21 protein-coding genes and 1 pseudogene are annotated in these 21199 nt (G+C 60.6%); 17 read left to right on the top strand and 5 right to left on the bottom strand.

The window, feature by feature from the left end; translation table 11 throughout:
• Positions 1–153 precede the first annotated feature (153 nt).
• Positions 154–321 (top strand): annotated as a pseudogene (locus GWG65_RS32720) (DUF736 domain-containing protein); the annotation flags it as partial.
• Between the two features lie 162 nt (positions 322–483).
• Here the strand turns inward: GWG65_RS32720 and GWG65_RS32725 are convergent.
• The gene (locus GWG65_RS32725; protein WP_275199625.1) at positions 484–765 is read right to left on the bottom strand and encodes a helix-turn-helix transcriptional regulator; all 282 of its coding nucleotides are present in this window, start codon (positions 763–765) and stop codon (positions 484–486) included.
• A 107-nt stretch (positions 766–872) separates the two neighbouring features.
• Between GWG65_RS32725 and GWG65_RS32730 the strand changes: the two genes are divergently transcribed.
• The 5 genes from GWG65_RS32730 (at position 873) to GWG65_RS32750 (ending at position 3381) form a co-directional block, all read left to right on the top strand.
• Entirely contained in the window at positions 873–1151 is a 279-nt protein-coding gene (locus tag GWG65_RS32730; RefSeq protein WP_275199626.1) for a DUF2285 domain-containing protein, read from the top strand.
• A 218-nt stretch (positions 1152–1369) separates the two neighbouring features.
• Positions 1370–1492 (top strand): DUF6499 domain-containing protein, encoded by a 123-nt coding sequence (locus GWG65_RS32735; RefSeq protein ID WP_275199627.1) that lies wholly within the window; start codon positions 1370–1372, stop codon positions 1490–1492.
• A 172-nt stretch (positions 1493–1664) separates the two neighbouring features.
• Positions 1665–2072 carry a DUF2285 domain-containing protein gene (locus GWG65_RS32740; RefSeq protein WP_342760689.1) on the top strand — a complete coding sequence of 136 codons (408 nt, stop codon included), beginning with the start codon at positions 1665–1667 and terminating at the stop codon, positions 2070–2072.
• 124 nt (positions 2073–2196) lie between these two features.
• Positions 2197–2475 carry a helix-turn-helix domain-containing protein gene (locus tag GWG65_RS32745; protein ID WP_148742779.1) on the top strand — a complete coding sequence of 93 codons (279 nt, stop codon included), beginning with the start codon at positions 2197–2199 and terminating at the stop codon, positions 2473–2475.
• Positions 2476–2478: 3 nt separating this feature from the next.
• Entirely contained in the window at positions 2479–3381 is a 903-nt protein-coding gene (locus GWG65_RS32750) for a replication initiator protein A (RefSeq protein WP_275199628.1), read from the top strand.
• 311 nt (positions 3382–3692) lie between these two features.
• Here GWG65_RS32750 and GWG65_RS32755 read toward each other — a convergent pair whose 3' ends face one another.
• The 3 genes from GWG65_RS32755 to GWG65_RS32765 form a co-directional block, all read right to left on the bottom strand.
• Positions 3693–3887 (bottom strand): hypothetical protein, encoded by a 195-nt coding sequence (locus GWG65_RS32755; RefSeq protein ID WP_275199629.1) that lies wholly within the window; start codon positions 3885–3887, stop codon positions 3693–3695.
• Between the two features lie 81 nt (positions 3888–3968).
• Entirely contained in the window at positions 3969–4652 is a 684-nt protein-coding gene (locus GWG65_RS32760; protein ID WP_275199630.1) for a transposase, read from the bottom strand.
• Positions 4653–4667: 15 nt separating this feature from the next.
• The gene (locus GWG65_RS32765; protein WP_275199631.1) at positions 4668–4994 is read right to left on the bottom strand and encodes a transposase; all 327 of its coding nucleotides are present in this window, start codon (positions 4992–4994) and stop codon (positions 4668–4670) included.
• 343 nt (positions 4995–5337) lie between these two features.
• Between GWG65_RS32765 and GWG65_RS32770 the strand changes: the two genes are divergently transcribed.
• The 8 genes from GWG65_RS32770 to GWG65_RS32805 all read left to right on the top strand — a co-directional run bounded on the left by GWG65_RS32770 (position 5338) and on the right by GWG65_RS32805 (position 15173).
• The gene (locus GWG65_RS32770; RefSeq protein ID WP_275199685.1) at positions 5338–5802 is read left to right on the top strand and encodes a DUF2840 domain-containing protein; all 465 of its coding nucleotides are present in this window, start codon (positions 5338–5340) and stop codon (positions 5800–5802) included.
• 41 nt (positions 5803–5843) lie between these two features.
• Positions 5844–6308: a S26 family signal peptidase gene (locus GWG65_RS32775; protein WP_275199632.1), complete on the top strand. Its 465-nt coding sequence runs from the start codon at positions 5844–5846 to the stop codon at positions 6306–6308.
• Positions 6309–6613: 305 nt separating this feature from the next.
• A complete protein-coding gene (locus tag GWG65_RS32780) occupies positions 6614–7207 on the top strand; it encodes a lytic transglycosylase domain-containing protein (RefSeq protein WP_275199633.1) in 594 nt (197 codons plus the stop codon).
• A gap of 241 nt (positions 7208–7448) precedes the next feature.
• On the top strand, positions 7449–9176 hold the full coding sequence (locus tag GWG65_RS32785; protein ID WP_275199634.1) for a VirD2 family relaxase/mobilization nuclease: 1728 nt from the start codon (positions 7449–7451) through the stop codon (positions 9174–9176).
• A 1299-nt stretch (positions 9177–10475) separates the two neighbouring features.
• Positions 10476–12455, top strand: a complete 1980-nt coding sequence (locus GWG65_RS32790; RefSeq protein ID WP_275199635.1) for a conjugal transfer protein TraG — start codon at positions 10476–10478, stop codon at positions 12453–12455.
• A 13-nt stretch (positions 12456–12468) separates the two neighbouring features.
• The gene (locus tag GWG65_RS32795) at positions 12469–12888 is read left to right on the top strand and encodes a CopG family transcriptional regulator (protein WP_275199636.1); all 420 of its coding nucleotides are present in this window, start codon (positions 12469–12471) and stop codon (positions 12886–12888) included.
• A gap of 607 nt (positions 12889–13495) precedes the next feature.
• Complete coding sequence (locus GWG65_RS32800; RefSeq protein ID WP_275199637.1) at positions 13496–14482, top strand: SDR family oxidoreductase; 987 nt, start codon at positions 13496–13498, stop codon at positions 14480–14482.
• Positions 14483–14660: 178 nt separating this feature from the next.
• Positions 14661–15173, top strand: a complete 513-nt coding sequence (locus GWG65_RS32805) for a nitrilase-related carbon-nitrogen hydrolase (protein WP_275199638.1) — start codon at positions 14661–14663, stop codon at positions 15171–15173.
• 1372 nt (positions 15174–16545) lie between these two features.
• Here the strand turns inward: GWG65_RS32805 and GWG65_RS32810 are convergent.
• The gene (locus tag GWG65_RS32810) at positions 16546–16761 is read right to left on the bottom strand and encodes a hypothetical protein (RefSeq protein ID WP_275199686.1); all 216 of its coding nucleotides are present in this window, start codon (positions 16759–16761) and stop codon (positions 16546–16548) included.
• A gap of 836 nt (positions 16762–17597) precedes the next feature.
• Here GWG65_RS32810 and GWG65_RS32815 point away from each other — a divergent pair.
• The 3 genes from GWG65_RS32815 (at position 17598) to GWG65_RS32825 (ending at position 21079) form a co-directional block, all read left to right on the top strand.
• The gene (locus tag GWG65_RS32815) at positions 17598–18254 is read left to right on the top strand and encodes a hypothetical protein (protein WP_275199639.1); all 657 of its coding nucleotides are present in this window, start codon (positions 17598–17600) and stop codon (positions 18252–18254) included.
• Positions 18255–18405: 151 nt separating this feature from the next.
• A complete protein-coding gene (locus GWG65_RS32820) occupies positions 18406–19653 on the top strand; it encodes an MFS transporter (RefSeq protein ID WP_275199687.1) in 1248 nt (415 codons plus the stop codon).
• Between the two features lie 223 nt (positions 19654–19876).
• The gene (locus GWG65_RS32825) at positions 19877–21079 is read left to right on the top strand and encodes a TlpA disulfide reductase family protein (protein WP_275199640.1); all 1203 of its coding nucleotides are present in this window, start codon (positions 19877–19879) and stop codon (positions 21077–21079) included.
• The last annotated feature ends 120 nt before the right edge of the window (positions 21080–21199 follow it).

A 21199-nucleotide genomic window follows, 5' to 3' on the forward strand; every position in this document is an offset into this window, starting at 1 on the left:
CTCGCAAACACGCGAGGCGCCGCGGACAGCGCCCCGTCATTATGCGGAGCGACACAGCGGCAAAAGCCCGGGAAAACCGCGGCTACCAGCCAACGACTCCGCATAATCCCGCGCTACGCATAATCGACGTTATGCGGTGCACCGCATAACATCGAAATTGGGGCCGCATGGTCGAAGCGCTCCGAAGAGGGCCGCGACTACCTCTCGCTCAAGCTCGACGATCCCTCATTCAACGCGCCGATCTATGCGAACCTGTTCGATGACGAAGGCGGCGAGGGCTACACCCTGCTCTGGTCGCGGCCCCGCAAGAACGGAGAGTGAGGCTCATCATCGCCCCGCCCGACAGCCTCGGGCGGGGTTCACGCTTGGAGAAAAACCGATTGACCAAAGCTGCAGCTGGACCGGCTTGGTAGAGTTGATTTTCACTTGTTTAAGACGCGCCCTTCCGTGGCGCTTGTCCGCATGGGCTGAACTAGCCCAATGCTATTGTTTATTGGAACGTAGACGCGCTGACCTGCGGCCTTTGGGCAACGTCTTGGGTGTCGCCGCTCCCTTGGGTGGCTGAATAAAGAATTCAGATAAATGAACATCCAGCGTCTCGGCGAGCCGGTCGAGAAGATCAATTGTCGGATTCTCAGATTGCCGCTCAAGGCCGCTCATATATGAGCGGTCAATCCCGGCATCGTAGGCCAGTTGCTCTTGCGGAATGCCGCGATCCACGCGGATCCGGCGCACATTCCAGGCCACGAGCGCACGAGCTTTCATGCGCCCAAACAGCCATTAGGCAGACCATCAAACCACTGGCTATAACCGAACTATTCCGGTAAGTTTCGCCCACAATGCAGATTAGCGAAGTGCGCGCATAAGCCTACATGACGAAGCCACCGTTAGATCCCGATGTCGCGGATGTCGCGCCGGATCAGCCGGTGCTGACGACCTATGACGAGCAGCATCTGGTGACGTATTGGCGACTTCTTGACGCCGAAGCCGATGGCGCGGATTGGAAAGAGGTGACCCGGATCGTGTTGCATATCGACCCGGATCGCGAACCGGCGCGTGGCCGCAATGCGTTTGATAGTCATCTGGCGCGAGCAAAATGGATGGCAGACCACGGCTACCGTGACTTGCTTCGCGGCGGCGCGACCAAATAGGAAAATCTGTCATGATGAGTTCGCACTCGAGAACGGATTTCTCTGCTGACGCGTGATCGCCTGCATGCATCACGCGATGCACAATTGGTGACTTCCCCAACAATCCAAAGCTTCATAGACATTGCGCCGTAATCGACTTACGGCAGGGAATCATAGCAACGTCTGAGTTCGACTGGCGCTCACCGGAGGCGTATCAACACGCTATCAAGTCGGGCGAGATGGCGGATTTCGCCTGGGAGTCACTGCGGCGCGGCCCCAACTATCGAGCTTTCTGTCGTGAAAATCGATCGCAGGTAACTTCCGAATTCCGAAGGAGATGGGGCGTCTGCTTTCGCTCATGACCCCCAGAGGTCCTTTTACGAGCAGACGATCTTCTGGGCGCCCGAGGCCTTGCCCACCGTCGTTTCGGTCGTGCGCAGCGCGTCAGCATCACGAGCGATCGGCCTTGGGCTACCGCTTGCCCAACTTGGATCGGCAAGCATCAGACAGGCATCTGACGGGTGGCATGCGGTCTTGCGCATTCAGGGGGTGCAACATCATCTCTGGTTGAAAGAGGCGCCGCAGCCGGGTGTCTCTTACGCGGCTGAATTGCCGCTCGACGACGACTACGAGATCCGCATGCACGCTTCGCGTCGGTTGTGGCGCGCGATCACCGGCCGCGCCCCAGGACCACCCTTTCATCAGCTTTCGGCGCAGCGACGCGAACGATTGGCCTTGGCGCTGCGCGCGCTCGATGGGCACTTGGACGGCGCTTCTTATCGCGTCATTGCCGAAGTGCTGTTCGGCCGAAAACGCATCCCTGAACGCGCCTGGAAAACCCATGAGCTGCGCAGCCGGACCATCCGCCTGGTGCAGGCTGGTTTGGCTCTGATGCGCGGCGGCTACCGTGCATTGCTACGTCCCTCATCTCGCAGGCAGTAGAGCCGGGGTGGCGAAAATCATCGGTCCATCTTCGGCATCCCCCTGAGCACTCCTACTCCGTCATGGTGACCGTCGACACGCGACCGAACCCGGCCGCGCTCCAGACGACGACGGAGCCTTGCAAATGCCCGATCCGAACGCCGGACTGCCGCCGCGATACCTGCGCACGCCCGAGGCGGCGCGCTTTCTTGGACTGTCCGGCCGCACCCTCGAAAAGCACCGCACCTATGGCACAGGCCCGACCTACCGGAAGCTGGGCGGCCGGGTTGTGTATGCGCTCGAAGACCTGACGGCGTGGGTTGACCGCGGCGCCAAAACGTCCACCAGCGATCCTGGCGCAGGCACAGTCCTGCCCGCGAAACGGCACACGCCGATTCCGTATGCGGGCAAGGAGCGGCGCTGACCTATGCCGGACAGCAACTCAACTGCAGCCAGGAGGCGGCGCTCGGAGCGCGACCAACTCGATTTGTTTCGCGCGCTTCCTGGCGATCTCGCGCCACGGGACGCGCAAGACTTGATGGCATATCCGTTCTTTTCGTTGGCAAAGTCGAAGCGGATCGTTCCGATCGACTTCCGCACAGGCACCATCACCATCCGTGTCGAAGCGGTGCCGGAACATGGCCTGGCCACGATCTGGGACGCGGACGTTCTGATCTGGGCTGCCTCGCAGATTGTCGAAGCCCGCGATGCCGGCCTGAAAACGTCCCGGCTGATGGTAGCGACGCCTTACGAGATCCTGACCTTCGTCGGCCGCGGCACCAGCGTACGCGACTACGACCGCCTCAAGGCTGCGCTCGACCGATTGCAATCAACCAGCGTCATGACCTCAATCCGGCAGCCGACAGAACGGCGGCGGCACCGCTTCTCCTGGATCAACGAATGGAAACACACAAGCGATGTGCACGGGCATGCCCGTGGGATTGAGCTGATCTTACCCGATTGGTTCTACACGGGCGTTCTAAACGAATCGCTCGTGCTGACCATTGACCGCGCGTATTTCGATCTGACCGGTGGACTGGAACGTTGGCTCTATCGCCTCGTCCGCAAGCACGGGGGTCATCAGCATGGCGGCTGGAGCTTCGGCCTCGTGCACTTGCATGCCAAGTCCGGGAGCCTCTCGCCGCTCAAGCACTTCGCCTACGACCTGCGCCAGATCGTGCATCATCAGACCCTGCCGGGCTATCGGCTGGCTATCACACACGACCTGAATGGCGAAGAACGATTGAATTTCGCACCCGTCCCGATCAACCCGCCTACGCAGCGGTTGCGAAAGCGTGGCGTTATCAGCCCTGCCGGGGATAAGCTGTGAATTCGCTCGTGCTATCAGGGACTGGAACCCTCGTGCCTTCGGGGACGCGATGCTCGTGCTATCGAGGACCGGAATCAGAGCTAAGGTTCTGCGGCGCCAAGACTTCCTGCTCTCGTAACTTTACTAACGTACTGACACTAACTTCTTGTTGTGAATCAGCGCGTTGTGAACAAGTCGGGCGTGCATGCAGCGAGGAGGCCTCATCCGCTTACTCTCTCACGCGCAAAACTTTCCTGCAATGCGAATCTGTCCTCCAATCCACGCGCGCGAGCGCGGTCGCGCGCGAAATTACGCGATCGCCGGCATCGGAATCACCGCATCACGATCGTCGCCTTCCTTTGCGGCAGCTCGCTCCTCGAGGAGAACTCGCTAACGTCCGTGGTTGGCACGGCCGCCACCACATGCCGGAATCTGGAGAATGGACGGTCAGGCTCACCAGCGCCGTACTTGATGGCTTCAAAGGTGTCCATGAAGCCGCCGGCAAGAAAAGTTGCGATCTCACCCACATCCCCGTCTGCTCGGGAGACGCCGCTCCGCCATCACGGAAGGAAAAGGCGCGCGTGGAAGCGGCCGGGTCGCGGAGGCCCTTACATCGCCGCAGCGACCCGGCCGCGCTTGCCGCCGGCGCCAAACCGGAAGGTGGTGCCACTGGTCCAGATCTTGTGCAGCAGCACGGCGAGCGCGCGCGCCACCGTGGTCGCCCCGCACTTCAGACCCTTCTTCCTGGCCCGCCGCAGCACCCGCAGCCGCAGCTTAAAATTCTTCGGAATGCGCGTGAGGATCGCGATCGCCGCCTCGTCCAGCATCGCTCGCGTCAGCTCATCGCCGCATTTGGAGATGCTGCCGATCCGGCCGGTCTGGCCGGATTGATAGCCCCGCAGCGTCAACCCGACATGGGCGCCGACATTGGTCGACTTCTTGAATCGCACCGGATCATCGATGGTGGCGCGGAACGTCAGCGCCACGAGCGCGCCGACACCGGGGACGGTCATCATCCGCCGCACCGCGCTGTTGCTGCGCGCCGCCACCAGCGCCAGGCGGTGCAGTTTGGCCAATTGCAGCCGCATCGCGCTTCGGGCGTCCAACAGCGGCGCGACGATCGCTTCCAGTTCTCTCTTTCCGGCAACGATCTCGTGCACCCGCGCGTCAAAACGGCCGACCGAGATCTCGCCGACTTTGAGGCCGAACGGGGGCAACAGGCCGCGGATCATGTTCTCCATGTCCAGCACCTTGCCGCGCGTCGCCTTGCGCCCGACCAGCAGCGCTCGCACCGTTTGCGCGCCTTCCTATTTGACGTCGACGCCACGGAACCAACCGGTCCGCACCATCTGCGCAATGCCCTTGGCGTCGTTGCGATCGGTCTTGTTCAGCATCGCGCTCAGCGCCGGCTCGGCACGCCCAGTCTCGATGCAGATCACGGAAACGTCCTTTTCGCTCAAAGCCGCGAAGAGCCAGGCAGAGTAGGAGAACGCATCAAGCCCGCCGCGCTTCCGCTGGAGTGTCCACTCCGCGAGACACAGCTTAGTCGCGTCCGGATCGGCCTCGAGCGTCGCTTCCTGGACGACGTTGCCGTCGCCGTCCGCCACGCAAACATTTGTCGCCTGCAGCGACACGTCGAGCCCTGCATAAAATTCCGTCGTTCGTCTCTACCATTCTCCGCCGGAACGCGGCGCCCGTTCCGTTTCCGGACTGTTGCGAAGCAACATCTCAGCAATCCCGCCGGCCAGGTGACACGAGTCAGTACCTCGGCTGACCTGGAATGCTTCCGATTCCTTCTAACGTATTGGAGCCTCGCCGATGTGCTCCTTTGCAGCAGGATCGCTGCAAGCCTTCGGCGACTACGAACCATCGAAGCGTCATTACAGCAGTCCTGCCGACGTCAAGGCTCTTCGTGCGATGCGCCAGCGAAGCGCATCGTTGGCACGTCAAAAATTCCTCTCAATATGGAGCAGTCAGGTGAGTGACCTCACAACTGTTGAGCTCTTGTGGCTCGAGAAGCGAATCGAAAATCGAATCCGGTTCGGTAAACCTGCATCAGAGAGGATCGTTGACCATCACCGGCGCATTCTCTCGTTTTTGCCCGGCAGCATCTTCGCGTTCGTGCGCTGGACGTCCAACGACTTCGGAACCATCCTGTCTCGGATCGACATTTTGCGCGCAGTCGCGCCAGGGCAGCGATACTCAACCGTGCCTTGGGTCAGTCCCGGCGGCGAAAGCCTGCTGCGATTAGCTGGTTGGCCAAAGGTCGAGCGCGTTCTGCAGTTGATCGACGCCGTGGAGTCACTTGGCATCGATCCTGCCGATGCAGCCCCTGACTATTGGCATCACGCCCACAACCGTCTTTCCGTCAACGAAAAGCCACGAGCTTATACCCGTGCACGCCACCAGGCGTGGCTCCATCGGCGCAGGATGGCACTCTGATGGGACGGCTTGGGAACATTCTTGCGATGTGTGGGGCCACAATGCTCGCGCTCTGGCCAATCAACAACTCCTCACCATTGTACATCTGGAATGCCTCGGACAGCGTGCCGATCGGCCTTTATCGCTTGCGAGAGGCCGGACGTTTGTACGTCACTGAGCTCGTGGCGGTTCGAGCGCCAGACCCGCTCGCGACTTTTCTCGATCTCAACGGCTATTTGCCAAGCGGTCTTCCAATGCTCAAGCGTGTGCTGGCGCTGCCTGGCCAAAGCGTCTGCAGAACGGGCCTCACGATCATCGTCGACAGCATTCAGATGGGTGAGGCAAGCGAGCGCGATCGCCGCGGCCGACCCTTGCCGGTCTGGCAAGGTTGCCGGGTCATTGCTGAGGGCGAAGTGTTTCTCATGAACTGGCAGTCGGCCGACTCGCTAGACGGCCGATATTTCGGCCCCCTGCCGAGATCGGCCGTCGTTGGGCGAGCGCTCCCGGTGTGGACCAGGGAGAAGTGACCATGCCGGATCTCCCCTCTTGGCCTGTCATTTCTCCATGCGGCTGGTCGCAACATCGTTTCTCCGTCTCGGCCAGCTTCTCGAGAATCGGCGCGCATTGCCGCAGGATCGGGCGGCCTCGAGGCCGGCTGGGAGAAACGTTGTACTTGGCGGCTGTCCGCACAATGGGATGTGGGGCCGCTGCTTGCTCTTTGGGAATTCTGCTGACGTTCGGCCCGTCCTCGACCGCTAGAGCGGAGGTCTCATCGCGCGCACCAGCTGCGCAGTCCACAACCCTGCTTCCTAGCCTTGCATACGCCGCCTTCGTGACCGAAGCCTCCCATCGGTTCGCGATCCCGGAGCGTTGGATCAATGCCGTGATGCAGGTCGAAAGCGGCGGTAATGCGCACGCCATATCGCCTTCGGGAGCGCTCGGGCTGATGCAAATCATGCCCGCGACTTGGGTCGAACTGAGCGCTCGTCACGATCTTGGTATCGATCCGTTTGATCCGCACGACAACATTATGGCTGGGGCAGCGTACCTTCGCGAGATGCTCGACCGGTTCGGATCGGGAGGGTTTCTTGCAGCCTACAATGCGGGACCGAAGCGGTACGAGCAGCATTTGACGACAGGCCGATCCCTTCCAGATGAAACGCAAACCTATGTAGCCAGAATAACACCATTGATCGGTCTTGAGCAGCGCGAGAGCGCTGGTTCGGCCGCCAGACAAGTTGTCCTGTGGCAGCAGGCTCCAGTTTTTGTTGAGCGACGCGGCAGCTCATCCGCTGCCGATGGCTGTGCATCAGGAGTGCGCACAATGACTTCGTCGAAGCCAGCGACTAGAGCGGTTGCCAGCGCACTCGTACCTCGCGCGACGGGGCTGTTCATGCATCGATCAGTCAAGGAGCAGTCTCCATGATAGCAATCGCATTTGCTCGCATGGCCTCGAAGGTTCTCGCATCTTTGAGAATGGTCGGGAGGGTGCAGGGGGTAGCCGACCGCCGAGGGCAGGATAAAAGCCGCAAGGTGCGGCCGGTCGGTTGTGCGAGAAAGTCTATCGATTTCAATGATCGACTATACATTGCGGCGACTCGGAGCAAAGTTCATCTTTCGCCAAGGCGCTGTTCTTACACGGCTTTCGGTGCCTTGCGGCGGCCGGAATGACGCGTGACGATGATCTTCGGATCCGTCCCGGCCGTATCCGTTCCACGCGCGCGCCCCGGACAAAGCCCTTTCTGGCGCAGGCACTTACAGCCGCTCAGAAGGCCGGCGGCCTCTCGCGAGGCAAGCATGGCCATGGCCGTAAGTTTGGACGCGGCCGCGCCGCGAGCATCGCTGCGGCGCGGCTCCTCAACGCCCGCGCCCGCGGCGCTATGGTCAAGGCCCGGGTGGTGCGGCGGATGCGTTCGCCGGGCGCGTTGCGCGCCCATATCAGTTACCTGCAGCGCGATGGAGTCACGCGCGACGGCGCTCCGGGCAAACTATTCGACGCTGCGGGGGACGATGCGGACGGTCGCGCCTTCGTCACGCGTTGCGAGGGTGATCGCCATCATTTCAGGTTCATTGTCTCGCCTGATGATGCTGGTGAACTTGCCAGCCTGCGTAGCTTCACTCGGGAGCTGATGGACCGAGCCTCGCGCGATCTTGGCACACGGCTTGACTGGGTCGCGGTCGACCATTGGAACACCGAGCATCCGCACATTCACATCCTCGTGCGGGGCCGTACGGATGACGGTGCCGACCTCGTCATCAGTCGTGATTATATCGCTATGGGCCTGCGCGCCCGCGCCAGCGACCTTGTCACGCGCGAACTTGGCCCTCGCTCGGAGCTCGAGATCCGCCAGAGCCTTGAGGCGGATATGACAGCCGAACGCTGGACCAGGCTCGACCGGGCGCTTGCCCGGGAGGCGGGGACGGCGGACGGCGTCATCGATTTGAGGTCAGAGCGGGATGCCGGGGGCGATCCATTGCGGGAAATTCGGATCGGGCGGATGCGGACGCTCGAGCGGCTCGGCTTGGCGGAACCTGCGGGGCCCGCGGTCTGGGTCCTTGCCGCCGATGCGGAGGCGCGGTTACGCGCGCTTGGCGAGCGCGGTGACATCATCAAGCGGCTGCACAAAAGTCTCACGCGCGACGGCGCCAGCCGCGCTCCTGCATCCTGGGCACTGGAGGGCGAACGTCATGGCGAACCGATCGTTGGTCGTCTCATCGCGCGCGGGCTTGATGACGAGCTCAAGGGCACGGCTTTTGCCATTGTCGATGGGATTGATGGGCGCGTGCATCACGTGAAGCTTCCCGACCTCGAGGCGGCCGGCGATGGGCCGATCGGTGGGATTGTCGAACTGCGCCGGTTTGCGGACGCCCGTGGTCGAACACGGACTGCACTCGCGGTTCGCTCGGAGCTCGGTCTCGATCAGCAGGTCGCGGCGGACGGAGCGACCTGGCTAGACCGCCAGCTCGTCGCGCGAGAGCCTGCCGAGCTCTCGCGAGTTGCATTTGGCGCCGAGGTTCGTACGGCACTCGAGCAGCGCATCGATGTTTTGGCCGGCCAAGGGCTCGCCCAGCGCGATGGCAACAAGGTCCGGCTAAGCCGCAATTTGATCGAAACCCTCCGCGGCCGCGAACTCGACGTCATCGCACGACGTCTCATGAAGGAAACGGGCCTTCCGCACTTGTCATCTGATGCAGGTGAGCAGATTTCGGGGGTTTATCGTCGGCGCCTGTCACTGGCCTCGGGGCGCTTCGCGATGATCGACAGCGGCCTCGGCTTTCGACTTGTGCCCTGGTCGCCTTCGCTCGAGCGGGAATTGGGCAAACAGGTCAGCGGCATCGCAGGTCCAGGCAGCATCGACTGGGACCTCGGCCGCAAGCGCGGCCTATCGCTCTGACCCGAGGTGCTGAGTTGCAGTGCGCCCAATTGCGGGGCCGCGAAGATTTGGTTGTCCTGCGCGGACTGGCCGAGGCGGAAAAATTGGAGAGGAGCGATAGTGAGCAGCGAATGGCCAATGGAGGATGCACCATTCTGGAACTATCTCTTCATCGCCGCCGGTTCCCGCGACCTTCGCGGCGCTCGACGGGGGACTGGACGCAGCTGTGTGGAAAAATGCGCCGTTCACCGGAAGGTTGTTGAGCTCGTCAGCTTCTCAACCGCTAGATCGGCTAGCAGAACCCTTCGAATCTAGATGGCTATCCCGCGTAGCGGAAACGGCATGGGATCTCCGATCTCGAAGTGATCGGAAGGTGTCTGGGTGGCGTGATCGCAGTCCAGTACTTCCGTGCGTACTGGTCTCGGATGCCGATGGTCAGATGCTCAGAAGAGTCCGCCGCTTCGCTCACCGCCTTGCCGTTCGCCAGAGTCAAGTCTGTTGTGCACAGTTGTGGGGGTGTCATGGAGCGGGCGAATAACGGTTTCAACCTGCTCGACTATGGAGGCATTCGCGCGACGTTATCCGTGTACGCAGGCCGGCGAGCAATCGGACAACTCCGGTCCGGCAAGCCAGCTTGAGGAGTGGATAGGCGAACTGCAACCGATTCGCGCAATGAGCATTTAGCAAACGCTAGTCGCCTGTCCTTCCAGGAAGGCGGCAAGAGCTGACGTGCAACATCCGAGCATCTGGCTGGCCAAAACAATAGGGCGGCAATAGCCGACCGGCTGGAGGAGGGACTCGCTCGATACCGATCTGCGGGAGTATCTCGATGAAGGTCGGCCCAGCACTATCGTCTCGCCGGTGAATAAGCTCCTGCCGGGCTGCTCCCGCATGATTCTTGTACTCCGCGAGCCCCCGCCTCACGCCGACTTAATGCGCGAACGTCCGCCTCATCAACAAGGAGTTGTGGTACGCCGCACGCTCTCTGGATCGCGCGCGCTTGACGGAGAGCTTAGGGGAGGACGCGAGCTAGCCTTCGCAGAAATCTATAACCCGGAGCGTCGCTTCGCGAAGGCCGGCCGGTTCGCCTCGAGCGACAGCACGGTACGAGTTGATTCCGTCACCATCCAAGCGCCGATCACGCGAAGCTGGTTGGGACGGTCCCTTGAGGAAGCCTGTTCTAGGCCGAGCGAACGTTTTTGGCCGAAACGCCGCTTCCCGATCTGACCCGCCGATCCCTTCGCTAGGGCGCGCGCGACTGCGAGAAGCATAAGCCCCTGATTGTAGCCAACGGGTCGATGGTGTCGATATCGGCAAGCCATGTCTGCGACAAAAATCATTTGGCATCAGGTGATCCTGGTTTGCCTAATCGCGTTCACCTTCGTGTGGGCAGCGACCGAATGGACCGCCTACCAGCTTGCGTTCCAGCCGCAGCTTGGACCGGCCTGGTTCAGGCTAGGGGCCTGGCCCATCTACCAGCCGTTTGCCTTCTTCATCTGGTGGTTTGAATTCGACGCTTACGCCCCCACGATTTTCCTCCAGGGGGGCGCCATCGCCGGAAGTGGTGGTATCGCGGCAGTCGCCGCTGCAATGGTGCTTTCGGTCTTGCGCGCGCATGAGGCTCGCGATGTCACGACTTACGGATCAGCGCGTTGGGCCGATACGCGCGAGGTCAAACGGGCGGGGCTGCTAGGCGCCGATGGCCTCGTGCTCGGGCGTTTCGATGGTCGATATCTTCGCCATGATGGACCTGAGCACGTGCTCTGTTTTGCGCCTACCCGTTCGGGCAAGGGGGTGGGCCTGGTCGTTCCAACTCTGTTGACCTGGCCGCGCTCGGTGATCGTCCACGATATCAAGGGCGAGAATTTCCAGTTGACCTCGGGATGGCGCGCGCGCCTTGGAGAGGTACTCTTGTTTGACCCGACAAACGCGGCAAGCGCGGCCTACAATCCCCTTCTTGAGATTCGCCGTGGCGATTGCGAAGTACGAGACGCCCAAAACGTGGCGGATATCCTCGTCGATCCCGAAGGAGCGCTCGAGCGCCGCAATCATTGGGAAAAAACCAGCCATTCTCTGCTCGTCGGTGCGATCCTGCATGTCCTCTACGCTGAAGCTGACAAGACACTTGCCGGGGTTGCCAGATTCCTTTCGGACCCGTGCCGCCCGATCGAGACCACGCTGAATGCGATGCTTGCGACCCCTCATCTTGGTGATCGCGTTCATCCCGTCGTCGCTTCAGCTGCGCGAGAGCTGCTCAACAAGAGCGAGAACGAGCGGTCGGGCGTGCTGTCGACCACAATGAGCTTCCTGGGCCTTTATCGCGATCCGGTCGTCGCCAAGGTCACCGCGCGGAGCGATTGGCGCATTCGCGATCTCGTCGACAGACCGCAGCCCGTTTCACTCTATCTCGTCGTACCGCCATCCGACATCGTCCGCACAAAGCCCCTGATGCGGCTCATCCTCAATCAGATCGGACGGCGCCTGACCGAGAGCCTTGATCCCGATCATCACCGCCAAAAGCTCCTCCTGATGCTCGACGAGTTTGCAGCCCTTGGCCGGCTCGACTTCTTCGAGAGCCAGCTTGCCTTCATGGCGGGCTATGGCATTCGCAGTTTCCTGATCACTCAGAGCTTGAATCAATTAGAACGCGCCTACGGGCCGAACCACGCGATCCTCGACAATTGCCACATCCGGATCGCCTTCTCCACGAATGACGAGCGCACCGCCAAGCGAGTCTCGGACGCGCTGGGGACCGCGACCGAACTGCGCGCCATGAAAAACTATGCCGGGCATCGCTTAAGCCCCTGGCTTGGACACTTGATGGTGAGCCGCCAAGAGACGTCCCGTCCGCTCCTGACGCCCGGCGAAGTCATGCAGCTCTCATCGAAGGAGGCGATTGTGATGGTGTCGGGCCTCCATCCACTACGGGCAACTAAGGTTCGCTACTATGAGGACCCGCAATTTCAGAAGCGAATCCTTACGCCCGCCAGAACAGGAACGATTCTCTTGTCCACGCGCCGGGATGAGGACTGGTCGGGGCACCCAACCGCTGCACCCTCGATCGAACTGCTGGTGACGCGGCAGCGAAAACGTAGCGATCCCAACGGGGGGCTGCGGCGCGAGCCAGAATTGCCGCAGCACGAGGAGATCGAAATCAAGGCGCCGCTCGCGGAACATGAGTTCGATACTGGTCTCGATGAGCCGGACGCAGATGCGGTCCAGGCACAAGCCCTAAGCCGCGCAATGCAGGGAGTAGCGCGCGCGACCAGCCTCGATCGTGACGATGGCATGGATCTGTGAGCGGGCCAAATTGATGAAAAAGATTCAGCTCAGTGTCTACCTTGATCCGCAGACATTCAGAACCCTTGATGTCTTCGCAGAGCGTCGTGGCCAGCCCAAGTCGCTGGTCGCAGAGGCCGCGATCGCGTCATTTCTCTCGCCTGACGATTCCGACCGACGCGAGGCGGTTGTTGCCAAGCGGCTGGATCGGATCGCGCGGCTGCTCGAACGTTTCGAGCGCAATGACACCATCATGCTCGAGACGCTCGCCCTGTTCATCCGCTTCTGGTTGACATCGGTGCCGGCTTTACCGGAGCAGTCCAGTCCAGCCGCTCGAGCCAAAGGCGCCGAACGTTATGATCGGTTCATTGAAGCACTCGGCCGAAGGCTTTCCAGCGGTTCAACCGTTCTGAAAGAGGTGAGCTTCGATTTGAACGCCGAAATTCCAGAGTAATTTGAGAACGGGCTGCGATTGCGCGCGAGGACCACAGGGGAACTTCCGAAGCTACCTCGCGCCGAGTGCATTCGGCCGCAAACAATAATTGGGCCAAATCGAATCGTACGAGCGCGTTTGATCAGGACCGAGGACGGATATCTGAGGGGACAGGCTGCATGACATGAATGCTGAAATCTGAAGCGAGTTAAGAAAAGGCCCGGCCTCCATCCGAGCTGCCGCTCAATGGAGTGAGGCTGCTAAGCTTGAGTAAGCGCAAGCCTCTCCACCCTTCGCAAGGTCTTCTTAATAGTTGCCCCTACCAGTTTTTGCGGATTGCACGCAGGTCCTCTGTGTTAGCAATCCATATTGTCCGGCCTGACTTCGCGAACACCATGTTGAACAATGCGACAACGTACGCTGCCCCAAAGATCAGCGAATCGGTGCGACCTGATCCGTTTACGTCACATAGCAATCAGGCGGTGCCTGAGACCGCCTGCAATAAGTTTCGGCATTCAAAAGGGACGCGAACTAAATCACCTCGTTTCGAGGAAAGGGACAACTGGGCCAAGAGAAGCACATTGGCTTGGAGCCGTTCAATGAGGCCCAATTCCCCCGGGTGGCGACGATGGCCAAGCATCCTCACACCAAGATCAATCTGATCAGCTCTCTCGCCTCGCGGCCAGACGGCGTTACGCAAGCAGAGTTGCGCAAGGCCACGGGATGGAAGCTTGTCCCGATGCCCCTGATCGCCAAGCGGTGCAAGATGCAGCTGATTACCAAACGTGAGAAGTGCAACGTCACTCGCAAGAATGGCAAGATCACCAGCAAGAGCGGCCACTTCACCACGTACTACATGATGGCGCATCATTCGACTACGGCAGTAGCCGACGCGACTCCCCACACAGCGGGCAGAAAGCCTTATCCCTCAATGCATAAGCCAAGCGGAAAACGCGTCATGAGCCAAAGTCCTGCAGGGCGTTGCGCAGCTATCCGGACGGCGAGGCTTTGCCGCTTTTCGCGCCGGTTATCCCTCTTCGAAGGAATGCGCGAGACTATTGTACCCCATTTCGACGGTCTCTATGCCAGTGCCGACACCGCGAATCTCGGCTCGCTCGCGGAAGCAACGCAGCAGAGCCTTGACGTCTTGAACGTCAATTTCCGCAGATCCTATTTCGACGTTCAGAAGGCATTGCGTCTGATGCACAACGGCAGCGCGATCGTTTTCACGTCTTCTTTGTCCGATCAGGCCGGAATCGCGGCGAAATCGACCGTATCGGCATCGAAGGCTGTACGGCGCAACTTCACGCGAAGGCTTGGCGCCGAGCTGATCCGCCGGAGCGTCCGGGTAAACGCCGAGAGCTCGGGCGTCATCGAAGGCCCGCTGTTTAGGAGGCTCGGCATTTCTGAAGTCAGCATGCAAGCACACCGAAAGGCCCTGCTGAAGCAGATACCCGCGAAGCAGTTCGGGAAGCCGCGGAAGATCGCGAGGAGTGACTTTCCTCACTTCCGACGACGCATCCTACATCACCGGCATCGACGTGGCTGTCGATGGCGGACGTACGTACCCCTGAGTCCAATAACCCCTTCCGGTGTACTCGAACCCGCCCCGTGAGAGTCATCCTTCGTCCTCTACACCAGTTCCAATGCCATGCCTCCGATAGGGACAATGAGCAGAATACAATGACAAACATCGTCAAGGCAGCCGCCGTACAGATCAGCCCCGTGTCGTACAGCCGAGAGCGGACGGTCGAGAAGATCACGAAAAAGATTCGCAAATTAGGCAAGAAGGGGTGCGTTTCGCCACGTTTCCGGAGACCATCATTCCATACTACCCGTATTTCTCGTTCGTCCAGCCGCCCCACACGCTTGCCAAGGAGCATCAGAGGCTGCTTGAGCAATCCCTTACGGTTCCCTCCGCGGAGACGCATGCGATCGCCAAAGCCGCGAAGGATGCCCGAATGGTCGTTTCAGTCGGCGCCAACGAGCGGCACGGAGGATCGATCTACAACACTCAGCTCCTGTTCGATGCGGACAGCACGCTGATTCAGCGTCGCCGCAAGATCACCCCCCGCCTATCACGAGCGGATGGTCTGGGCCAAGGCGACGGTGGCGGCCTTCGCGCCGTAGACAGCGCCGTTGGCCGGATCGGCCAGCTCGCGTGCTGGGGAGCATTATCTCCCGCTGGCCAGATAGGCCTTGATTGCCGATGGCGAGCAGATCCACTCCGCGATGTACCCCGGTTCGATCTTCGGCCCCCTTTTCTCCCAACAAACGGAAGTGAGCACCCGGCAGCATGCCCTTGAGTCGGCCTGCTTCGTCGTCAGCGCAACCGCATGACTCAACGCCGACCAGGTCAACGACACGGGCGGTGCTATCGGTCCGATTTCGGGCGGTTGCTTCACCGCTATCGTTGCCCCCGACGGTCAATTGATAGGCGGATCCCTGAAGGAAGGTGAAGGAGAAGTGATTGCCGATCTCGACTTCATCGAAATCGACGGGCAAAGAGAGTGATGGATGCAAGCGGTCACTACAGTCGCCCTGAACTGATCAGCCTCCTGATCGACCGGACACCTTCTTCGCATGTCCACGAACGGATTGTTCCTCCCAGGCGCGTGGCTACAAGCGGCCTTCACCGTGAGGACCGTGCTGGGGACGCCGCTTAGGTCTCAATGGTCCTCCCAGCCGGGGCGACCGATTCTCCGTTGGAGAAATGCCCTGCTGCGGAGCGTCGCCAACCGCCAGGCTACAGCGCACCTCGTCACTGCAGCGGCAAGTCCGCTTCAGGCGTCCGAACTGTTACGCTGGCGGCCGCCTTGTCCATCCTGGCGGCGCCTCCTCTCGAGATCTGGATGTTGCCTCGGATGAGGATCCGCTCATATCGGAAGTCCACGTCGTCAGCTCGAGACGGCTCGTCCTGGCAGGTCTTTCCGAGCGGCGCCCCACCGGCGGGAGGTCAGGTCCGGGCGATCCTTGCCGGGAAGCTGCCGGCTGAAAGTGAAGCGCGCACTATAGGTACGTGATCTCCATGCAAGAGCGCGCAACACGAGCGCCTATTTCGGGTTAGGAATTCCATGGAGGACGATAAAACCAGATTGCCGCCGAGAAGGTGCCCCCGCTTGCGCGCTCGATCAACGATGCGGACCCCAGCCGCGCGGCTTGAGCACTGGGCCAAAGAATACGCAAGCCCGTCGCAGAGCCGGCCTCCAGACGCCATCAAGCTTCATTACTGCCGCCGCACGGTGCTCCGGAGGTGCGCGCCCGCCCTCAGTAAACAACCGCAGTTTCAGGGCGCAGTATCCAGGCCTATGCTGGCCGGATGGAGCAATCAGTACTTTTCAGGTGCCCGCGCACCGGCATAGACGTGCAGCACCTGCTGACAGGACTGGAGCAGATCGGTCCCGACACTCATCTGCCGGTCGTTTGTCCGGCATGCTCATCGGTCCATTTGGTGAATGCCTCCACCGGCAAGCTGCTCGGCGACCGCAGTGCTTCCGAAGTGCGGTGAGGGCGGTCGACCCGTGACATCCGGCATGCTCACTCCGGTTTGGGTGCGCATCCTTCCACGGTGTAGGTCGTGTATCGTCCCTGGAAAATCCAGCGCCTTGGAGCCCCATGCGAGGGCTGATGCTTGCTGCCGCTGCTGACGTCGCAGTCGACCTCGCTGCCGGCGCTCTTTCAAGCCTCGCCAGCATCGGAGACGGAGCTGACGGCTGGCACGGTGCGGGGAAGCGGCAGCGTGCGTTGAAGGTTGCGGCTGGCCGGCGACGGCTTGCCGAGCTTGGCATCGTATCTCTCGGCCAGCACCAGAAGCCGCTTTCGCGTGAACGGGTCGGCCTTATCGGCCAGATCGCGGGCTCGCTGTGCAAAGCCCCTGTAGAACTCGACATCCATGATGTGCCCCAACTCGACGCTTACCAGGGTCGCATTTAAGTACATCGACGGCTCCGACGTCAAGGCGGGCGAGCAGGGTGGACCCGTCGCAGAATGTTCTGCGATGAGCCTGTAGCAGCCGATCTAACGCAAGTAAGTTCGCCGTCGGCAGCGGGAATTCACATGGCAGTCCTCCATCGGATCCGGAAGCGATGCCCGGAGTGCGGGGGACCGATGAATCTCGCGGCTGGCGAGGACGGGCACAACGAGCGCTACGTCTGCAGCCACAGTGAGGGGGACCCGCTTCACGATCCAGCCTTCCGCCAGTGGGGCCGACAGTTCCCCTGAAGCCTCCCGACAAGTGAGTGATCGTACCGGGCCAGCAGATACGTTTCAACGGTCGTGAGACGGGCTCGACGCGCGGCACGCGAACGGTTGTAAGTCCCTACTGCACGCTGGTGATGCATGCCGGAAGTCGACGAGGCGCGGGTGTATTCCGTCGCGCGCGCATGAGCTGGTGCGCTTGGTATGAGGCGCATTAGGCGGAAAGGGATGATGCCGGCGCATCCGCGGCGGTCGTTCGCGACGTCGCGGCGCGAGCTCGCTTGTCTGTCGGCGACCTGACTGTCTGAGGGACAAGAGGCTACGAGACGTCTGGCGCTGGTCTTTGGGAGTCCGCCGTTTCCTTCTTTCGGTACGCCAGACTGCGACCAGAATGTCCCTGCGGTTGAAGCGGCATGCGGTCTCGGCCCTTTTGTCGTGCGTCATCGCAGGGCGATTCATCCGTTTCGACCGAACATCCACACGCGCGTGCAAGCGCGGGCGGTGTGCAGTCGCAGAGAGAAGGAAGCTGGAGTATGCGGCTTGGCGGCGAACGCCGGGAAGAACCGAGCTCAAGTCGGAATGAAGCTGAGGTGGACGCGCAGCCGAGCCCGAGCGAAGCTCAACGGACCAGAAGGATAACGATTCAAGTTTCGGAGAGCATATTCCAGCGACTTGAAGCCGCGACTGACCGCCCAGGGATGGGCAAGAGCGTCGTCGTAGAGGCGGCTCTTGAGCGCTTCCTGGATCCGGCGCCGCCTGTAGTGGGTCTTGTTTACGAGGCGATCGAGCGAACGAATGAGCAGGTGCTCAGGCTGCGTACGGACATCGCGATGATCGCGGAAATAGTGGCCCTCCATGCGCGATACCACCTCACTCTGACGCCGCCGATGCCGCCATCCAAGCAGGACGAGGCGTGCTTACTCGGGCTTGAGCGCTTCAAGGCCTTCGCCGAGCAGGTCGATCATCGCGTACGGTTTGGTCGGCCCTTGCTGCAGGAGACAATCGATCGCCTTAATTCCAGCCGATCCGGGTCTGAAATGGGCGGCGGGGCGTCACGCGCCGTTGCACGAGCGCCAGAAGAAGAACGCCACTGTGTGGCCGCCGTAGGTGAACAATCGGAAGCGTGTGCTGTCGCCGAGGAGGGCGGCAGCAAGATCAACTTTCGACAGTTGCCAAACGCCTTCTGTTAAAGCCGATAGCCGCGCTCGGAGAAGCACGCGCAGCGATGCCGCTGGGCGGATATCACGCGAAAAGCTGGTCATCCGGCCTTGGAGCTGGCGGATCATCTCTTGCGTGTTCCTTCCCTTTGCCGCGGGATATTATCTTTCCTACCTGTTTCGGATGATCAATACGCTCATTTGTGGCCGCCTCGCCTCTGAATTCGAGCTTGGTACAGCCGATTTGGGGCTGTTGGCCTCGATCTACTTTCTGGTCGTTACCGGCAGCCAGATTCCGCTCGGCATGCTCTTGGATCGCTTTGGTCCGCGCCGGGTCCAAAGTGCGCTCTTGCTGCTGGCCGCCGCAGGCGCTGCGCTTTTCGGATTATCGAGCGGATTCCTGTCGCTTCTGCTTGGTCGCGCGATGATAGCGTTTGGCACCGCAGCTTCCCTCATGTCTGGCCTGAAAACAATTGTCCTCTGGTTTCCGAGAGAGAGCGTGGCGCTCGTCAATGGCTATATGATCATGCTGGGTGCACTGGGCGCGGTGACGGCAACCGCACCAGCCGAGGCATTGCTTAACTGGATAGGCTGGCGCGGTCTATTTGAGGTGCTTGCCGCATCCAGTGCCACCACAGCCGCTGTGATCTATTTTTTAGTTCCAGAGCAAGACGCAGCTACGAAGAGCCCTCGAGGGATAGTCAGTCTGAAGACCGTCTATACGGATGGGCGGTTCTGGAGAATTGCGCCGATTTCTTCAACATGTATCGGATCCGCATGGGCCCTGCAGTCCTTGTGGGCAGCGTCTTGGCTGAGCGATGTGAAAGGGTTGGATCGAACAAGCCTTGTCACACAATTGCTCATCATGGCGATAGCCCTAAGCATTGGCGCATTGCTGCTCGGTGCGGTCGCCGATTCGCTGCGCCGGCATGGCAAGAACATTGAAACGTTACTCGCGATCATAGCTGCTGTGTTCATTGCAGCCGAACTCGCGCTGATCTTGCATCCACCTTTCCTGTCGCTACCGTCATGGATCATTGTGGCGGTGGTCGGATCAGCAATCGCCCTCAGCTACGCGATCATCGGAGATTACTTTCCGGCCGAATTGATCGCCCGCGCAAACGGCGTGCTCAACGTTCTGCATTTCGGGTGGGCTTTCCTGGTCCAGTACGGGACGGGGTTAATTCTCGAGCAATGGCCGGCAAAGGACGGACACTACCCCTCAATCGCGTATCAGACGGCGTTCAGTGTCAATGTTGTGCTGCAGCTGGCCGCCCTGCTCTGGTTCATCGCCCCTTGGCTCAAAGAGTTGAATTGGAAATCTGAGATCGCCGTCAAGCGCAAGTCGATGGACCAAAGCAGGTCAGTTCAGGTCGTGATCCCGAGCGCCGAAATGGTCATCCTGGAAACCGATGAAGATGTGGAGTGGTGAACGCGGCCTTTGCGCTGCCTGACTTCCCGCCTCGTCGGTCTACAGGCGCGTCAAGAACGTCCGGCCGACTGATTGCCTGAGAAGCTTCAAACAGCTGGTCGGACATGCGACATGCGTCGCAAGGTCGACAGGAATGACAAAAAAATGCGCAATATCAATGAGCGCTGGCTGGCACGCGACTTGCTATTTTTCTCCGCAGAGCCAGGAAAAGCGAATTAGAGCAATGACCAGTCTGACTGAGAGCGCAAGTCAAGTCGGTGCGGAGAACGTGCTGAGCGTCGGTTCCCCGGCTCCCTCCATCAAAGTTGAGGATTGGCTACGTGGCCAGCCCGTTACAAGGTTCGAACCTGGGAAAGTATACATCATCGAGTTTTGGGCGACGTGGTGCGGACCATGTATCGCTTCGATGCCGAATTTGGTGATCCTGCAAGACAAATACAGGAGCAACGGAGTTGAGGTGGTGGGAGTCGCGGCTCCGACGGTAGATGAAGCGCGAGCCAGCTTGGACGCTTGGTTGACGAAGAGCTTGCCAAATCTGAACTTCGCGATCGCATTCGACGACGCGGGCGAAATGAACAAGATTTGGATGGATCCTACCTTTTCTGTCGAGATTCCCGCGTCATTCGTGGTGGACCGTGACGGCCGCATCGCCTTTATCGGCCATCCGACGCAACTCGATAACGCCTTGCCCAAGGTTCTGAACGGATCGTGGGCAGGGAGCGATGAAGCCAAAGCGCTGGATGCGGAGAGGATAAACAGGGGTCAACGCAGAAAGCGTGAACTATCGCAGAAGCGAGGGCTGGCGGAGCCGATCTTTGCCAGACTCGAACCCGCCATAAAGAGTAAGGATTGGCCGACAGCCCTTTCAGCGATCGAGGAGGCCCTCGCTGCGATGCCGGACGAGGTCACCATCCGTGGGCTTCATGCCGAACTGTTGCTTCACAAAATGCGCGACATGCGGGCTGGCCTGCCCGTGTTGCGTCAATTGGTTCGCGATGCGATCGAGAAGAAATCCGTGGTTTGGATGAGCGTGGCGATCCGCCAACTGTTCGACCCCGCGAAAGACTACTCCGGTTTCCCACATGCCGAGCGCTTTGCCATGGGCAAGGACCTCTCCGAACACATCCTAGCGACGAACCCGCCCCAAGGCAGCGAGGGCGCTAAGTTCCTGTCGTACGGGGCGGTCGCTCAGTACTATTACGAGACCGGTAAGAAGGACCGCGCGATCGAGCTGGTCAAGGTGGCGCTGAAGTGGCTGGATGCAGCGCCTGCCTCGGATGTAGCGAAACGGGATGTCGTGCCGTGCTCTCTGCAGGATTTGGCGAGCTACAGGAGTGAGAAGCTCTGTTATGAGGAGTGTTGTTCAGCCCCGCAAAACACGGCTCGCGAAAAACCGGAACCGAGATCGCCAAGTGAGGCAGCGTGAGCAATGCTGCGTGCCACGTCTTTTCGGCCTCGTGCTTTTGCGATCGAATTCGATCCCTATTGGGAATGTCGGGGCATTCACATGAAGTGAGGATAGGAGAAGTGAGCGGGTGAACGCGGG

The organism is Bradyrhizobium sp. CSA207 (assembly GCF_029051685.1).
In the GTDB taxonomy this organism is placed as follows: Bacteria; Pseudomonadota; Alphaproteobacteria; order Rhizobiales; family Xanthobacteraceae; genus Bradyrhizobium.

Excerpts from the sequence above, each read along its gene's own strand:
- GWG65_RS32750 (WP_275199628.1), top strand. The coding sequence starts at position 2,479 with ATGCCGGACAGCAACTCAACTGCAGCCAGGAGGCGGCGCTCGGAGCGC.
- GWG65_RS32725 (WP_275199625.1), bottom strand. The coding sequence starts at position 765 with ATGAAAGCTCGTGCGCTCGTGGCCTGGAATGTGCGCCGGATCCGCGTG.
- GWG65_RS32790 (WP_275199635.1), top strand. The coding sequence starts at position 10,476 with ATGTCTGCGACAAAAATCATTTGGCATCAGGTGATCCTGGTTTGCCTA.
- GWG65_RS32820 (WP_275199687.1), top strand. The coding sequence starts at position 18,406 with ATGATCAATACGCTCATTTGTGGCCGCCTCGCCTCTGAATTCGAGCTT.
- GWG65_RS32810 (WP_275199686.1), bottom strand. The coding sequence starts at position 16,761 with ATGGATGTCGAGTTCTACAGGGGCTTTGCACAGCGAGCCCGCGATCTG.
- GWG65_RS32735 (WP_275199627.1), top strand. The coding sequence starts at position 1,370 with ATGGCGGATTTCGCCTGGGAGTCACTGCGGCGCGGCCCCAACTATCGA.
- GWG65_RS32825 (WP_275199640.1), top strand. The coding sequence starts at position 19,877 with ATGACCAGTCTGACTGAGAGCGCAAGTCAAGTCGGTGCGGAGAACGTG.
- GWG65_RS32795 (WP_275199636.1), top strand. The coding sequence starts at position 12,469 with ATGAAAAAGATTCAGCTCAGTGTCTACCTTGATCCGCAGACATTCAGA.
- GWG65_RS32800 (WP_275199637.1), top strand. The coding sequence starts at position 13,496 with ATGGCCAAGCATCCTCACACCAAGATCAATCTGATCAGCTCTCTCGCC.
- GWG65_RS32775 (WP_275199632.1), top strand. The coding sequence starts at position 5,844 with ATGCTCGCGCTCTGGCCAATCAACAACTCCTCACCATTGTACATCTGG.
- GWG65_RS32815 (WP_275199639.1), top strand. The coding sequence starts at position 17,598 with ATGCGGCTTGGCGGCGAACGCCGGGAAGAACCGAGCTCAAGTCGGAAT.
- GWG65_RS32785 (WP_275199634.1), top strand. The coding sequence starts at position 7,449 with ATGACGCGTGACGATGATCTTCGGATCCGTCCCGGCCGTATCCGTTCC.
- GWG65_RS32730 (WP_275199626.1), top strand. The coding sequence starts at position 873 with ATGACGAAGCCACCGTTAGATCCCGATGTCGCGGATGTCGCGCCGGAT.
- GWG65_RS32745 (WP_148742779.1), top strand. The coding sequence starts at position 2,197 with ATGCCCGATCCGAACGCCGGACTGCCGCCGCGATACCTGCGCACGCCC.